This window comes from Streptomyces sp. SM11, from assembly GCF_002910905.1.
Lineage (GTDB): Bacteria > Actinomycetota > Actinomycetes > Streptomycetales > Streptomycetaceae > Streptomyces.
The window spans coordinates 1-15,275 of the sequence record NZ_NEUE01000273.1; the positions used below are offsets into that span (position 1 = coordinate 1).

Sequence of the window (15,275 nt, forward strand, 5' to 3'; positions counted from 1 at the left end):
GGGTGGGGCTCCGGCCCGAAGCTCGGGTGCCGGGACTCGGGCGTCGGGATGCGGGACCCGGGGTTCGAGCGCCTTCTCTAACCGGCGGGTAGATGCAGGGGGGTTGGGAAAACCTCCCCCACCTCCCCACCCTCGTCACGGCGAGCAAGTATGACTAATCGTGACAGCTTGCGGCGCAGCGTCACGACTGCTTACGGTGCGAGAACCAATCGACCCCGACGCGGTGTTGCCACACCAGGCCGGGGTCTCACCGCAAGATCGATCACCCAGAAGGACGATCCCGTGGCTACCCAGCAGCCTAGCTCCGCCCCGCCCGCCCCCGCACTCTCCGCCGCGTACCCGATGGCCAAGCCCGGGTACGGCAAACGCACGGCTCCCGATCAACAGGCACCTACGCGCGAAGATTTCGCCCTGCTGCCGACGCGTGAGCGGTATGTCGCCGGGTTCGTCGACCACCTCCCCGAGGGGGCGGCGATGAGCGTGAAGCAGCTCGCCAAGCAGCTCCCGCTCTACGGCCAGCAGGCCATCTCCACCGCCCTGACCGCCCTGTCCGTCGCCGGGCACCTGCGACGCGTACGGTGCCCCGTCAGCGACGGCGACGAGACGCGCTGGGTCTTCCGCACCTTCTGGTCCAGCACCGCCCACGACAACGAGTGGTGGAACACCTACCTCGCCACCGAGAAGGCCGCCCGGACCGCCAACTCCGCACCGGACACCCCGACCCCCGACACGGCGACCCCGGCCACGGCGACCCCGCCGCCGTGGGTCCCGGCCGAGGAACCGCCGCCGCCCGCGCCGGAGGGCCCCGGTGCGGACCAGGCCCCCGGATGCCCCGCCGTACCGCAGCAGCGCACCCCGCACCAGAGGCCGGACGACGAGCCCGCGCCGCCCCTTCCGCCCACCCCGAGCGCGGCCCCCGCGCCGCCCGTCCCGTGCGCGGTCTCCGAGACGCCCGCAACGCCCATGACGCCCCGCACCTTCGTAGCCGGTCCTTCCCCGGCCTACCTGGCCCTGGCCCGCCTGGGCCGCGACGACCACCGCCTCGCCCTCTCCGCCGACGACTGCGCCGCCCTCGAACCACAAGCGGCCCAGTGGCTCGCCCGGGGCGTCACCGTCGACTACCTGACCAGCGCCCTCACCGCAGGACTCCCCACCAGGGTCGACAGCCCTGCCGGCCTGATCCGCCGCCGCCTCACCGACAAGATCCCACCCCGACTGCCCACCGAAAGCGCCCAAACCGTCACCCTCGCCCCACCGCGCCGCATCCTCATGGAATGCACCGACTGCGGCCGCCCCGGCCCCCCGGAGGCCCTCCCCGACGGCCTCTGCCACCCCTGCCGCACCACCCACCACTCCACGGCCACCGAGGAACCGGAGCACCCCGCCGGGATCGCCGACATCAAGGCACACATGGCCAACCTCCGCGACCTGCTCAAACCCGTCTGAACCCGAGCGCCACAATCACCTCACACCCCCAACCGACAGAAGCCGGTGGCGAACCGTGCGAAAGGCGACCGAACCTCCCGCATGGCAGCCATGCGCCTCCGTGAGATCCCGGACACGACGACGAACGCCCTTCCTCTTCCGGAGAACGAGATACCGCACACGACCGGCGAAGGGCAGAATCACCCCTGTACATGCCCAGATCCAGGCCGGGACGATTCACCACACCGAGGAGAAATATCCGTTTCTCAAGAAGTGGGTAAGAGCAGCCCATCGGGCACATAAACCCGCAGGTCACGAACTATGGTCCCCGCGCACGCGGGTTGGCGAGGCCCACGCCGTGGACCTCGCCTCCAGGCACGTGGCCCCCGCGCTCCACGGACCGGGCACCGGCAGGTCGACGACCCGTCCAGCTGACGGGGCATCGGGCCGGGTGCTGCACACCGTCCCCGGCCTGCGGCGGTGCCGCGAGTGCGGTTGCGGTGTCGCAGGCCTGTCGTAGGGTTCCGGTCCATGACCGCCGAACCTGACTTCCTGCGTACTACCCGGACCTCGTACGACGCCATCGCCGACGGTTACGCGAGCTGGACCCGTGACGAGCTGGCGTCCAAGTCGCTGGAGCGCGGGCTGCTGACCGCCTTCGCCGAACTGGTGGCTAAGGACGGCGGCGGTCTCCCGCTGGCCGATGTCGGCTGCGGCACGGGTCGGGTGACCGAGTATCTGGGCGGGCTCGGCCTGGGACTCGACGTGTTCGGGATCGACCTCTCCCCGCAGATGGTGGCCACGGCGCGGAAGGAGCACCCGGACCTGCGCTTCGAGGAGGGCTCCATGCTCGGCCTCCCGCTGCCGGACGCGTCGCTGGGCGGGCTGCTCGCCTGGTACTCGACGATTCACGTTCCGGACAAAGAACTGCCGTGTGCCTTCGCGGAGTTCCACCGCGTCCTCGCCCCAGGGGCGCACGTGCAGCTGGGCTTCCAGGTGGGGGACGAGCCGTTTCGCCTGGCGGAGGCGCTGGGCCAGGAGGTCTCCCTCGTCTTCCACCGTCGGCAGCCGGAGCGGATGGCCGCGCTGCTGCGGGAGGTGGGGCTGGAGGTGCGGTCCGTGGTGTGGCGGGAGCGGGAGACGGACGGGCCGTTCCCGGAGCGGACGCCGCAGGGGTTCGTGCTGGCGCGCAGGCCGATTGTCAGTGGCGGCTGTGAGGATGGGGACACCCGCACAACGGGTTGACCTGAACAGCGGATTGAGGGGGACTCCATGGGCGCCTGGGACATCGGCCACTTCGACAACGACACCGCGGCCGACTTCGGAGGCCGGGTCGACGACGCGGAGCCGGAGAAGAAGGCGGACGTGCTCCGTGATGTCCTGACCGCCGTCGCGGACACCGGGCCGGAGGACTACGCGGACGACGGGGAGGAGGCGGTGGCCGCCGCCGCGCTGGTCGCCGCGCAGTGTCCCGGGGGAGAGCCCGTCACCACCGCGTACGGCCCGAAGGAGCCCCTGCCACCGCTCCCCGCCGACCTGCGTCCGCTGGCCGTCCGCGCCCTGGACCGCCTCACCGCGAAGAACGCCGAGCCGCTGGACCTGTGGGCGGACGCCGGCGCGGACCAGGAGTGGCTCGCGGGGATAGCCACCCTGCGCAGGGTGCTGGTGGGGACGTCGGGGGAGTGAGGGCGGCCGCTCTCGGGCGCGACTTCAGCGTTTCGGGCTACCCGCGCGGACGAGTTCGGCGACGTCCAGGGAGACTTCGGCGCCGATCGAGGCGGGGAGCGGGGCCTCCTGGCCGGGGGCGTAGACCTCGTGGCGGTCGTAGCCGCCGGGGAGCGGCTCGGTCAGGACATGGACGCGGCCGTGTTTGCGGTCGACGATCACGTACACCGGGATCTTGGCCTGGGCGTAGGCGACGACCTTGTGGCGCAGGTCGTTCTGGTAGTTCCCGGAGGTGACCTCCAGGACGAGGCGGAAGCAGGCGGGGTCGTAGCAGTTGTTCTCGATCAGGTGCTTGCCGTAGTCGGCGTCGACGATCGCCAGATCGGGGATCACGTAGTCCTCGGGACCGCTGGGGAGCCAGAGGCCGACGGCCTGGAGGACTCTCGACTCCTCGCCGTGCAGACCGGCGGCGAGGAAGGGGACCATGAGCGTGGTCAGGGCGTCGGCGTGCGGGCCGTCCGGGGGAGGTGCCACGGTGACGAGGCCTCCGATGATCTCGACGCGATGCCCCGGAAGCTGTTCCATGAGACGGTTGGCCGTTTCGAGCAGCGTTTCCGGCTCATCGTCACAGGGGTGCTCGACTGCTGCTGCAGACATTGCGGGCCTCCTGGAATGGGCTGGTGTCGAGAGCATCATCGTAGGGTGAGGCGGTCCAAGATCGCGCTTCTGGCATATGCCGCCCGGTCGAGTGAAGCAGAAACGGCCCGGCACACCGTGTGGGTGCCGGGCCGTCTCCGTACGGTCGAGAACCGAGAAGTTACAGCTTCTCGATCACGTAGTCGACGCACGCCGTCAGCGCCTGCACGTCCGCCGGGTCGATCGCCGGGAACATCGCCACGCGCAGCTGGTTGCGGCCGAGCTTGCGGTACGGCTCGGTGTCCACGATGCCGTTGGCGCGCAGCACCTTGGCGACGGCCGCTGCGTCGATCTCGTCCGCGAAGTCGATCGTGCCGATGACCTGCGAGCGCTTCGCCGGGTCCGTGACGAACGGGGTGGCGTACTTCGACTCGTCGGCCCAGCCGTAGAGGTGGCCCGAGGAAGCCGCCGTGCGGCCCGTCGTGAAGTCCAGGCCGCCCTGGGTGTTCATCCACTTCAGCTGCTCGTTCAGCAGGAAGAGGGTGGACAGCGCCGGGGTGTTGTACGTCTGGTTCTTCAGGGAGTTGTCGATCGCCGTCGGGAGCGAGAAGAACTCCGGGATGTGCCGGCCCGAGCCGTGGATCCGGGCGGCACGCTCCAGGGCGGCCGGGGAGAACACGGCGATCCACAGGCCGCCGTCGGAGGCGAAGGACTTCTGCGGGGCGAAGTAGTAGACGTCGCTCTCGGTGATGTCGACCGGCAGGCCGCCCGCGCCGGAGGTGGCGTCCACCAGGACGAGGGCGCCCTCGTCGGCGCCCGCGACGCGCTTGACCGGGGCCGCGACACCCGTCGAGGTCTCGTTGTGGGTGAAGGCGTAGACGTCGACGCCCGCTTCGGCCTTCGGGTCCGGGTGGGTTCCCGGGTTGGAGGCGATGACGGTGGGGTCGGACAGCCACGGCGCGAGCTTCGCGGCCTTGGCGAACTTCGAGGAGAACTCGCCGAAGTTCAGGTGCTGGGACTTCGACTCGATCAGACCGTGCGTCGCGATGTCCCAGAAGGCGGTGGAGCCGCCGTTGCCCAGGATGACCTCGTAACCCTCGGGGAGGGAGAAGAGAGCGCGCACGCCGTCCCGTACCTCGCCGACCAGGTTCTTGACCGGGGCCTGGCGGTGGGACGTACCGAGGAGAGAGGTGCCGGTGGCGGCCAGCGCGTCGAGCGCCTCCGTCCGCACCTTGGAAGGACCGGCGCCGAAGCGTCCGTCGGCGGGCTTGATGTCAGCGGGAATCTGGATGTCGGCCACGGGTCGGAGCGTAGTCCCTCGGTGGCACGGCTTCGTAACCGTGTCCGTCCGATGAGACATGCGCTCCGGCCCGGGGACCCCGCACGCAGGGGCCTACTTCTTGTCGCCGCCGAACGGGCAGCCCAGTTCCACCGGCAGTTCGTGCAGGTCGTTCTGCGTCACGATCGGCTTGTTGCGCAGCTCGGTGGCCGGGACCGCCAGCTCCAGTTCCGGGAACCGCTCGTAGAGGGCGGGGAGCGCGATGCCCGCCTCCAGGCGGGAGAGTGCCGCACCCGGGCAGACGTGCGGGCCGTGGCCGAAGGCGATGTGGCGGTTCGGGGTGCGGGTGGCGTCGAACTCGCCCGCCGTCGGGCCGTACTGCTCCTCGTCCCGGCCCAGCGCGCCGAACGAGATGATCAGGCCCTCGCCCTTCGGGAGGACCTTGTCGCCGACCTCGATGTCCTCCGTCGCGAAGCGGATCAGTACGTGCGAGGTCGGGGTGTTCCAGCGCAGTGTCTCCTCGATCACGCCGTCCCACCCGATCTCCCCGTTCAGCACCTTCTCGCGCTGCTCGGGGTGGGTCTGGAGCGCCTCGACGACGTTGACGATCAGGCTGATCGTGGTCTCATGTCCGGCAGCGATGATCAGTTGCAGCGTGTTGACGATCTCCTCGTCGGTGAGGTGGTCACCGTTCTCGGAGGCCGCGATCAGGGCGCTGGTCAGGTCGTCGCCCGGGGCGGCCCGCTTGGCGTCGACGATCTTCGTGAAGAGGGTCCCGAGGTCCGCCATCATCTGCGGGACCTCCTCCGGCGGCGTCTGCGTCGAGAAGAACTTCTCGAACAGCTCCTTCAGCCGGGGGTGGTCCGCCGCGTCCACGCCCATCAGCTCGCTGATCACGTTCATGGGGAGCGGGTAGGCGAACTCGGCCTTCAGGTCGACCGGCTGCCCGGCCGGGAGGGCGGCCAGCTTCTCCAGGCTCGCGTTCGTCAGCGCCTCGATCCCGGTCCGCAGCCGCTCCACCCGCTTCACCGTGAGCGCCTGTGCCACCAGCGTGCGGAGACGGCGGTGGTCCGCCCCGTCGACCGTCAGCATCGAGCGGCCCGGGTTGGCCAGGCCGATCAGTGGCCAGTCCATCGGTATCTCGCCGCGCTGCCAGGCGCCCCAGACGTTGATGTCCTTGACCACCCGGCTGTCGGTGAGCAGTGCGCGGGCCTCCGCGTGGCGGGTGACCGCGTAGACGTGCACCCCGCCGGGCAGCTCCACCTCGGCCAGCGGTCCGGCGGCCCGCAGTGCGGCGCTCTCGCCGTCGAGGTCGGTGACGAACGGGTCGAGCGCGATGCGGGTCATGCGGGGCCTCCGTGGCTTCCGGGTCTGCCGAGGGCGGGCGTGGGCGTGAAGAGCACCGGCAGGTCCGTCAGCCCGCGCAGCCACGGCGACGGACGGCGGGTGAGCTGCTCGGCGGGGACGGCGAGGTCCACGTCGGGCAGCCGGTCGAGCAGGACCTCGATGCCGGTACGGGCGATGACCTCGGCGGTCTCCTGGGCCGGGAACGGGCAGCGGTGCTCGCCGTGGCCGAAGGAGAGGAAGGCGTTGTTGCCGCCGGTCAGGGCCGAGGCGTGGGTCCTCACCTGCGGGTCGCCGTTGGCGGCGGCGATCCCCAGGAGCAGCAGGTCACCGGCGCGGATGTGGCGGCCGCCGAGGTGGGTGTCGCGGGCGGCCCAGCGGCCGGCCACGTTCTGGGTGGGGGTGTCCTCCCAGAGGACCTCGTTCATCGCCTCGGCGACGCTGTGCCGGCCGCCCGAGAGCGAGGCGGCGAACCGGTCGTCGGTCAGCATCAGGCGCAGCGAGTTGCCCATCCAGTCGCAGGTCGGCTGGTGACCGGCCGCCATCATCACCATGAGGTCCTGGGCGACCTCCTCGTCGGTGAAGCCGCCGGTGTCGGCGAGCATCCGGCTGGCGACGTCGTCGCCGGGCTCGGCGTGCTTGTCGGCCAGCAGCTGGAACATCGAGGTGCCGAGGTGCTGCTGTCCGGCGAGCGCCCGCTCCCGGCCGTCGATCATGTCGTTGATCGAGTTGGCCAGCGGGTGGGCGTTCTCGTCGGAGAAGCCGTAGATCCTGGCCAGCACGAGGGCGGGCAGCAGCTTGGCGTACTCCACGATGATGTCGACCGAGCCCTTGGTGCAGAACCGGTCGATCAGCTCGTCGGCGAACTCCTCGGCGTACCGTTTCAGGGAGAACGGGTCGACGCCCTCCAGCGCGTTGCTGATCATCATGGCGCGGACGCTGTGGCGCTCGCCGACCGTGTAGAGGATCGAGGGCTGCTTGCGCCCGATCATCGGCAGCAGCGGCCAGTCGTCGGGAATGCGGTCCCACTGGTTCCACAGGTCGGAGTCCCGGCTGAAGAGGGCCGGGTCGCCGGTGACCTGGTGCAGTTCGCGGTAGCCGAGGACGAGCCAGGCGGGCACGTCGCCGTCGAGGACGACCGGGGCGATCGCCCCGTGGTCGCGCCGCATGTCCCGGTAGAGCTGGACGGGGTCGCTCTGGAAGCGGGGCCCGGACAGCGGGACGGACCCGCCGGTCACGGGGCAGCCGGAGACAGGGGTCACGGGACGGGCTCCGGGATCGGGCCGGCCGCCGCCAGGGCCGCCTCGGGGGCGCGGAGGCGGGCGGCGGAGAGTGCGGCGAGGTGCTCGACGAGCGTGATGAGCACGTACTTGCTGGACGAGCGGTCGCGGGCGTCGCACTCCACCAGCGGCACGTCCTCCGAGAGGTCCAGGGCCTCCCGGATCTGCTGCTCGCTGTGGAGCGGGCCGCCGAAGTCGTTGCACGCCACGATGAACGGTGTGCCGTGGTGCTCCAGGCGGTCGATGGCGTACCAGGAGTCGGCGAGCCGGCGGGTGTCGACGAGGACGACCGCGCCGAGAGTGCCGGAGAACAGCCGGTCCCACAGGAACCAGAAGCGTTCCTGTCCGGGCGCGCCGAAGAGGTACAGCACGGAGCGTTCGTCGAGCGTGATCCGGCCGAAGTCGAACGCCACCGTGGTGGACGTCTTGGCCTGGACGCCGTCGAGGTGGTCGACGGCCTCGCCCGCGCGGGTCATGGTCTCCTCCGTGTTGAGCGGACGGATCTCGCTCACGGATCGGACCATGGTGGTCTTGCCGACCCCGAAGCCGCCGACGACAACGATCTTGAGTCCGTTGTCGGCCGTCGAGCTCAGGGCGGCGCGGTCAGAGGTTGCGGAGTCCAACGAGCACCTGTTCCAGGATGTCGGGGTCGGGGAGCCGGTCCGCGACACGGGCTGTACGGGGGTGGCGGGCGCTGATCCGGCTGGTGTCGAGCAGGTCGCACAGCATGATGCGGACGATGCTGACCGGCAGGTTCAGGTTCGCGGCGATCTCGACGACGGCGGTGGGGCCCTGGCACATCCGCAGGATCGCGACGTGCTCGGACTGCATCCCGGGGGCCGGATCGCACTCGGCGACGACCAGCGTCACCAGGTCGAAGGCGGCGGAGTCGGAACGGCTGCGTCCCCCGGTGAGGGTGTACAGCCGGTCCGGATCCTCGTCGCGGCCCGGTCGTGGGCGAGGCGCCGTCGTCATACGGCCGGGACCTCGGCGGGTTCGCGCGGCGGAGCGACGAGGTGTTCGCCGAGCTGCTCGACGAGCTCGCTCATGTTGTGGCCGACGAGGCCCACGTCGGAGTCCTCGTCGGCGACGACGGCCAGGTGGGCCCCGGCCCCCGCCTCGACGATGAACAGCACGCCGCCGTAGAACTCGGCCATCGCGGACCGTACGCCGCCGGTGCCGTCGCCGAACTCGATGGACGCGCCGTGCGACAGGCTCTGGATTCCGGCGGAGATCGCGGCCAGCTGGTCCGCCTGGTCGACGGAGAGCTCGGGGGTGCGGCACAGCTTGAGGCCGTCGCGGGACAGGACGAGGGCGTGGCGGGTACCGGGGGTGCGGTCGAGCAGCCCCTCCAGCAGCCAGTTGAGCTTCTCGTCGGTGGTCGCGGTCATCGGGTGTTGCCTTCCGGGTGCGTGGAGTTGGCCCGTACCGCCTTGCTGAAGGTACTGAAGCGTGCTGCCTGGACCTTCGGGTCGGTGGTGCGGGCCCGGGGGGTTTCGGCTCCGCCGGGGGTGGCGTTGCCGGTACGGGACTCGGCGGCGGCCAGCGTGCGGCCGCGGCGGCGCTTGGGCAGGCCGCTCTCGCCGAACGTGGGCACGCCGCCGGTGGACTCGGACTCCGAATCCACCGAAGGGCCCGAGGACTTCGAGGACGCCGACTCCGCCGCCGCCGGGGTCAGGGGCGTGGAGGCGTCGTCCTCGGCGAGGGACCGGGCCGCGGGGGCGGCGTCGGCGGTGTCCGTTCCGGCGGCCGAGGCATGCAAGGGCTCCGGCTCGGCGGGGAGGGCGGGGGCAGCCGGGGCGGCTGCCGGTGCCGGTGCCGTCGGCATCGGTGCGGTCGCGCGGGAGATGAGGTCCTGAGGGAGCATCATCAGCGCGCCTGTGCCGCCGCGGGCGGACGGCCGGAAGGAGACGGTCAGGCCGTGCTTGCGGGCCAGCCGGCCGACGACGGCGAGCCCGAGGCGGGTGCCGGAGAGGCTGGTGAGGTCCTGGTTCTCCGCGGAGACCGCCTTCTCGGCGCGGCGCAGCTGCACCTCGCTCATGACGAGCCCGCTGTCCTCGACGGTGATGACGATGCCCGCCGGGACCTCCTCCACGTACACATGGACCTCGGCGGTGGGCGGCGAGAAGTTGGCAGCGTTGTCGAGGAGCTCGGCGACCGCGTGCATGACGCCCTCGGCCGCGTGCCCGGCGATGGCGACATCGCTGGTGGAGTGCAGGCGGACCCGCTGGTAGCTGCCGATCCGGCCCATCGCGCCGCGCAGGATCGACTCCATGACGATCGGCTTGGCCCAGCGCCGGCCGGAGCGGGCCCCGGTCAGCACGGCGATGGAGTCGGCGAGCCGGCCCGCCTGGGCGGTGCGGTGGTCCAGGTGGAGCAGGTCCCCGAGCACGGACTCGTCGGAGTGCCGGTGCTCCATCTCGCGGAGGTCGGCCAGCATGCTGGTGGCCAGGGCCTGCATCCGCCCCGCCGCGTTGGCGCAGGCGGCGACGGCCGCGGAGCGCTCGGTCTCGGCACGGGTGGCGCGGGCGGTCAGCCGGTCGGCGGTGGCGGTGAGACGGGCCTGTTCGGCGGCGGCGTCCGCGCAGATCCGCTCGTTCTCGGCACGGGCCTCGGCGGCGACCCGGGCGGTCTCGGCGGAGGCGGCGCCCTTGATCCTGGCGGTCTCCGCGGTGAAGCGCTGGGCCTCGACGGCGGAGGCGGAGACCAGGCGCGAGGTCTCGGAGGTGAACCGCTGGGCGTCGGCGGCCCGCAGGGCGCGCAGCGTCCGCGCGGTCCCCAGGGTGTGGACGGTGACGGCCACGCAGACGCTCAGCAGCACGGCGGCTGCGCCCGCGCCCCAGGCCAGCGGGGCCCGTACCTCGTCGGGGGCCGCGGCGACGCCCCACAGGGTCAGCGTGCCGGTTGCGGCTGCCGAGATCAGCAGGGCGAGTGCGGTGGGCCGGTGTGAGGGGCGCAATCGGAGTCCTCGGTGGCGGACGGTGCGGGACAGTACTGGGCGGTACGGGGCGGTACGGACCGAGCGAAGCTGACCAGTCGAATTCAGGACAGTTCGTCACGGGTGTGGGCGATCCAGCACAACTGGAGCTGATAATTCCTGTGCAAGTCTTGGTCACTATAGGAGACTTGACGGTCTGTTTGGGAAGATCTAGTGGGCTTTTTTGTACTGCTTACGCGCTTTGATCCGCCTGTATCCCAAGAGTTCACCTGTACCGAAGGCATGCTGAGGCCATGGCCGAACAGCATCGACCGCATACCGAAACTCCCCCGGAAACTCCCCCGGCTTTCGTAGCGGCGCTCCGCTCCGCCGTACGCGGCGCGAGCGACTTCGGGACCGCCGCCCGGGCACTGGCGACCATGGACGCCTCCAACTACCGCCGCGTCCCGCTCGGCGTGCTCGCCCCGCGCGACGCCGACGACATCGCCGCCGCCCTGGCCGTCTGCCGGGAGCACGGGGTTCCGGTGGTGGCGCGCGGCGGCGGCACCTCCATCGCCGGGCAGGCCACCGGCACCGGACTCGTCCTCGATCTCACCCGCCATCTGCGCACGGTCCTCGACCTGGACCCCGCCGCCCGCACCGCCGTCGTCCAGCCCGGCGTGATCCTGGACGACCTGCGGGCCGCCGCCGCACCCCACGGCCTGACCTTCGGCCCCGACCCCTCCACCCACAGCCGCTGCACCCTCGGCGGGATGATCGGCAACAACTCCTGCGGCGCGCACTCGGTGGCCTGGGGCACGACCGCGGACAACGTGCGGAAGCTGTCGGTGGTGCGGTACGGGGGCGAGGCGCTACGCCTGGAACAGGGGAGCGGCGAGGGGCCCGAGGGCGTCGGCGCACTCGTCGCCGCCCACCTCGCCCTCCTCCGCACCGGCTACCCCGATCTCCCGCGCCGCATCTCCGGCTACGCGCTCGACGCCCTGCTCCCCGAACACCCCGGCGGCCCCGACCCGGTCCGGGCGTTCTGCGGCAGCGAGGGCACCCTCGGCGTCGTCACCGAGGCCACCGTGCGGCTGGTCGAGGCCCCGCGCGCCCGCGCCCTGGCCGTCCTCGGGTACGCCGACGAGTCCGACGCCGCCGACGCCGCCCCGGGCCTCCTCCCGTACCGCCCGCTCACCGTCGAGGGCATGGCGGCCGACCTCGTCACCGAGTCCGCCGGGCTGCCGCGCGGGGCCGCCTGGCTGTTCGTCGAGACCGGCGGCGACACCCCGGCCGAGGCACGCGCGCACGCCGAACGCATCCTGCGGGCCGCCGACGCCGTCGACGGGGCGGTCGTCACCGACCCGGCCGGGCAGCGGGCCCTGTGGCGCATCCGCGAGGACGCCGCCGGGACCGCCACCCGGATGCCCGACGAGGGGGGCACCTCCCGCGGGAGCGCGGCCGGAGGCGGGGGAGAGGCCTGGCCCGGCTGGGAGGACTGCGCGGTGCCGCCCGCCCGGCTCGGCGCCTACCTCCGTGACTTCCGCGCGCTGCTCGCCGAACACGGCCTGCGCGGCACCCCGTACGGCCACTTCGGCGACGGCTGCATCCACGTCCGCATCGACTTCGACCTGATCGGCGCGGACGGGGTGGCCCGCTTCCGCCGGTTCTCCGAGGAGACGGCCGGTCTCGTCGTCGCGCACGGCGGCTCCCTCAGCGGTGAACACGGCGACGGCCAGGCGCGCGCGGAGTTGCTGCCCCGGATGTACGGGGACGAGCTGGTCGCCCTCTTCCACCGGTTCAAGGACCTGTGGGACCCGGACGGCGGCCTGAACCCCGGCATCCTCGCCCGCCCCGCCCGCCTCGATACGAACCTCCGCTTCGCCGTCCTCCCGAAACGCCCCGTGGACGTGGAGTTCGGCTACCCGCAGGACGGCGGGGACTTCGCGGGCGCGGTCCGCCGCTGCGTCGGCGTCGCCAAGTGCCGTACGACGGAGGCGAGCGGCACGGGCGTCATGTGCCCGTCCTTCCGGGTCACCGGCGAGGAGGCGCACTCGACCCGGGGGCGGGCCCGGCTGCTGCACGAGATGCTCGCGGGCGAGATCATCACGGACGGCTGGCGGAGTACGGAGGTACGGGACGCGCTCGACCTCTGCCTCTCCTGCAAGGGCTGCCGCAGCGACTGCCCGGTCGGCGTCGACATGGCCACGTACAAGGCGGAGTTCCTGCACCACCACTACCGGGGCCGGCTCCGCCCCGCCGCCCATTACGCGATGGGCCGCCTCCCGCGGTGGCTGCGCCTGGCCGCCCCCTTCGCCCGTCCCCTCAACGCCCTGGCCCGGCTGCGCCCCCTCGCCGCCCTGGCGAAACGGCTGGCCGGGATCGCGCCCGAGCGGACGATCCCGGTGCTGGCGACGGAGACGTACAGCCGGTGGCTGCGCCGTCGCCGTCAGGGCGAGGGGACGCGCGTCCTCTCCTCCGACCGGGTGGTGGCCCTCTGGGCGGACACCTTCACCGAGCATCTGTCCCCGCGGGTGGGCCGGGCGGCGGTTCGGGTCCTGGAGGGGGCGACGGGGCGTACGGTGCTGCCGCCCCCGCGCGGGGTGTGCTGCGGCCTCACGTACGTATCGACGGGCCAGCTCGACGCGGCCCGCCGTGTGATGCGCCGCACCCTGGACCGCCTGCGCCTCCTCCCCGGCCACCCGCTCGTCGTCCTCGAACCGAGCTGCGCCGCGACGCTCCGCACCGACCTGCCCGAACTCCTCCCCGACGACCCGCGCGCCGCCGGACTGGCCGCGAGCGTACGGACCCTGGCCCAGTACCTGGAGGAGTACGCCCCCGACTGGACCCCGCCCCGCCTGGACCGCCCGGCCGCCGGCCAGACCCACTGCCACCAGCGCGCGGTCCTCGGCGACGCGGCGGAGCGGAGACTGCGCGAACGGATGGGCCTGACCGGCGAACTCAGCGGCGGCTGCTGCGGGCTCGCCGGGAACTTCGGCTTCGAGAAGGGCCACTGGGAGGTGTCCGTCGCCTGCGCGGAGGAGCGACTGCTCCCCGCCGTACGGGACGCGGCACCCGGCACGGAACTCCTCGCGGACGGCTTCTCCTGCCGCACACAGCTCGGCCAGCTCGCCGGACGCCGGGCCCGGCACCTCGCGGAGGTGATCGCACAGGGGCTCGGACCCGATGTCTGAGGCGGCGTGTGCGACAGGTGCGGATGGGCCGGGGCCCGCGGACCCGCCCGCCCTCGGCGCACCGCCGCCGTGCGGTCACGGCCTGCGCCGGACGGGCGTTCTCGGGGGCCGCGCCGCCCCGGTAGGCCCAGGTGCGCCGCGTGTACCCGTACGCCACCTTGTTCACCGGGTCCGCGAAGGACCGTGAACCGGCGGCCCCGGAGCGGCCGATCGAGCCGTCGCCGAGGAACGGATGGGCCTGCCGCACCCGCTCGAAGCCGAGTCCGAAGGCATCGGCCGCGCCGGTCACCAGGTCGGTGCCGCGCAGGTGGATCCGGCCGAACCCGGCCACCGGCGGATTCCCGGGCGCACCACGCACTCACGGCCCCCGGGCGATGATCTCGCGGGCCAGGGCCGCCAGCTGGGGGAGCGCCGGATGGCCGGGGGCGTCGCGGCGGGCGAGGAGGACCGGGACGCCCGGGGCGTCGTCGAGCGGGACGTAGGTGACCCCCGTGTGCGGGTGCAGGGTCGCGGTCGAGGCGGTGGACACCCCGCTGCCGCGTCCGGCGGCGATGGCGGTGAGCCAGTCGTCGGTGTTCCCGACGGTGAGGGTGGCGGCCGGGCGGGCGTGCGGCGGCCACAGGCCGACGGTGGTGGTGCCGGAGACGGTGTTCAGGACGACGGGGCCGCCCGCGAGGTCGGCGAGGGCGAGCGAGGTCCGGCCCGCGAGCGGCCCGTCCGCGGTCACCGCCGCCACCCGGACCTCGGTGAACAGCACCTCCGCGACGAGCCCCGGCGCGTCCACGGGCCCCCGCAGCAGCGCCGCGTCGACCTCGCCCCGGGTCAGGCCGGCGGTGCGGTCGTCGATCCGGAGCAGTTCCAGCGGGGTCCCCGGGTGGCGCTCCTGCCAGGTCCGCAGCAGTGGTGTGGTGTACGGCCCGAACGCGGACCAGGCGTGCCCGAGCCGCAGCGGCCAGGTGCGCAGCCGCCCGGGGGCGAGGGCCTCGTCGAAGGCGGCGACCGCGGCGGCGGCCTTGTCGCGGAAGGCGACGCCGTCGGGGGTCAGGGCGAGGTGGTGGGTGGAACGGTCGACGAGCCGGACCCCCAGGTGCCGCTCCAGCGCCGCGAGGGTGCGGGACACGGCGGGCTGGGTCAGCCGGAGACGGGCGGCGGCACGCGTGATGTTCAGCTCTTCGGCGACCGCGAGGAAGGCCCGCAGGTGCCTGAGTTCCACGGGGCGGCCGGGGGAGGGTCCATCGTTCATGCGTGGGAAGCATAACGAGAGCTTGATCGGCATTTCACGGGACGCGCGGGCGTCCTTACGGTGAAGGAACAACTGGGGAGCCTGGGGAGGGCCAGTGCGAGTTTCCGTACTGGCCAGTCCATTACAGTGTACTGAGCTGTCCCGCCCCCTCTCCCCGGAAGGCCCCCCCGTGAACGACCATCGCAGCGCCGCCGAACCGGCCGCCGCAGCCGTCGCCGCACCCGAAGCGGTGGCGGCACTCGAAGGCGCCGGGGCGGGCACGGGCGCCGACGGGGACGTGGGCGCGGGCGTC

The 15,275-nt window shown here is 72.6% G+C and carries 13 protein-coding genes; 4 read left to right on the top strand and 9 right to left on the bottom strand.

Features of this window, described 5'->3' with window-relative positions; translation table 11 throughout:
• Positions 1 to 342: 342 nt before the first annotated feature.
• From B9S58_RS29750 to B9S58_RS29760, 3 genes are all read left to right on the top strand, one after another.
• Positions 343 to 1,446: a MarR family transcriptional regulator gene (locus B9S58_RS29750; RefSeq protein ID WP_103535050.1), complete on the top strand. Its 1,104-nt coding sequence runs from the start codon at positions 343 to 345 to the stop codon at positions 1,444 to 1,446.
• Positions 1,447 to 1,956: 510 nt separating this feature from the next.
• Positions 1,957 to 2,670: a class I SAM-dependent methyltransferase gene (locus tag B9S58_RS29755; protein WP_103535053.1), complete on the top strand. Its 714-nt coding sequence runs from the start codon at positions 1,957 to 1,959 to the stop codon at positions 2,668 to 2,670.
• Between the two features lie 27 nt (positions 2,671 to 2,697).
• Positions 2,698 to 3,111, top strand: coding sequence for a DUF4259 domain-containing protein (locus B9S58_RS29760; protein ID WP_103535054.1), 414 nt, complete (start codon positions 2,698 to 2,700; stop codon positions 3,109 to 3,111).
• A 24-nt stretch (positions 3,112 to 3,135) separates the two neighbouring features.
• On the opposite strand, the gene B9S58_RS29765 is transcribed toward B9S58_RS29760, so the two are convergent.
• From B9S58_RS29765 to B9S58_RS29800, 8 genes are all read right to left on the bottom strand, one after another.
• Positions 3,136 to 3,747, bottom strand: a complete 612-nt coding sequence (locus B9S58_RS29765; RefSeq protein ID WP_103535055.1) for a Uma2 family endonuclease — start codon at positions 3,745 to 3,747, stop codon at positions 3,136 to 3,138.
• A gap of 160 nt (positions 3,748 to 3,907) precedes the next feature.
• Positions 3,908 to 5,026 (bottom strand): phosphoserine transaminase, encoded by a 1,119-nt coding sequence (gene serC, locus B9S58_RS29770; RefSeq protein ID WP_103535056.1) that lies wholly within the window; start codon positions 5,024 to 5,026, stop codon positions 3,908 to 3,910.
• 93 nt (positions 5,027 to 5,119) lie between these two features.
• Complete coding sequence (locus tag B9S58_RS29775; protein ID WP_103535057.1) at positions 5,120 to 6,352, bottom strand: cytochrome P450; 1,233 nt, start codon at positions 6,350 to 6,352, stop codon at positions 5,120 to 5,122.
• On the bottom strand, positions 6,349 to 7,611 hold the full coding sequence (locus tag B9S58_RS29780; RefSeq protein ID WP_103535058.1) for a cytochrome P450: 1,263 nt from the start codon (positions 7,609 to 7,611) through the stop codon (positions 6,349 to 6,351). Before B9S58_RS29780 ends, B9S58_RS29775 begins: the two co-directional genes overlap by 4 nt.
• The gene (locus B9S58_RS29785; RefSeq protein ID WP_103535059.1) at positions 7,608 to 8,252 is read right to left on the bottom strand and encodes an ATP/GTP-binding protein; all 645 of its coding nucleotides are present in this window, start codon (positions 8,250 to 8,252) and stop codon (positions 7,608 to 7,610) included. The genes B9S58_RS29780 and B9S58_RS29785 overlap by 4 nt, the downstream gene beginning before the upstream one ends.
• Entirely contained in the window at positions 8,233 to 8,604 is a 372-nt protein-coding gene (locus tag B9S58_RS29790) for a DUF742 domain-containing protein (RefSeq protein ID WP_103535060.1), read from the bottom strand. Before B9S58_RS29790 ends, B9S58_RS29785 begins: the two co-directional genes overlap by 20 nt.
• On the bottom strand, positions 8,601 to 9,020 hold the full coding sequence (locus B9S58_RS29795; protein ID WP_006126641.1) for a roadblock/LC7 domain-containing protein: 420 nt from the start codon (positions 9,018 to 9,020) through the stop codon (positions 8,601 to 8,603). Before B9S58_RS29795 ends, B9S58_RS29790 begins: the two co-directional genes overlap by 4 nt.
• A complete protein-coding gene (locus tag B9S58_RS29800) occupies positions 9,017 to 10,588 on the bottom strand; it encodes a sensor histidine kinase KdpD (protein WP_103535061.1) in 1,572 nt (523 codons plus the stop codon). Before B9S58_RS29800 ends, B9S58_RS29795 begins: the two co-directional genes overlap by 4 nt.
• 272 nt (positions 10,589 to 10,860) lie before the next feature.
• Between B9S58_RS29800 and B9S58_RS29805 the strand changes: the two genes are divergently transcribed.
• Positions 10,861 to 13,740: an FAD-binding and (Fe-S)-binding domain-containing protein gene (locus B9S58_RS29805; protein WP_103535062.1), complete on the top strand. Its 2,880-nt coding sequence runs from the start codon at positions 10,861 to 10,863 to the stop codon at positions 13,738 to 13,740.
• 358 nt (positions 13,741 to 14,098) lie between these two features.
• Here the strand turns inward: B9S58_RS29805 and B9S58_RS29810 are convergent, their stop codons facing one another.
• Positions 14,099 to 14,983 carry a LysR family transcriptional regulator gene (locus B9S58_RS29810; RefSeq protein WP_103535063.1) on the bottom strand — a complete coding sequence of 295 codons (885 nt, stop codon included), beginning with the start codon at positions 14,981 to 14,983 and terminating at the stop codon, positions 14,099 to 14,101.
• Positions 14,984 to 15,275 lie beyond the last annotated feature (292 nt).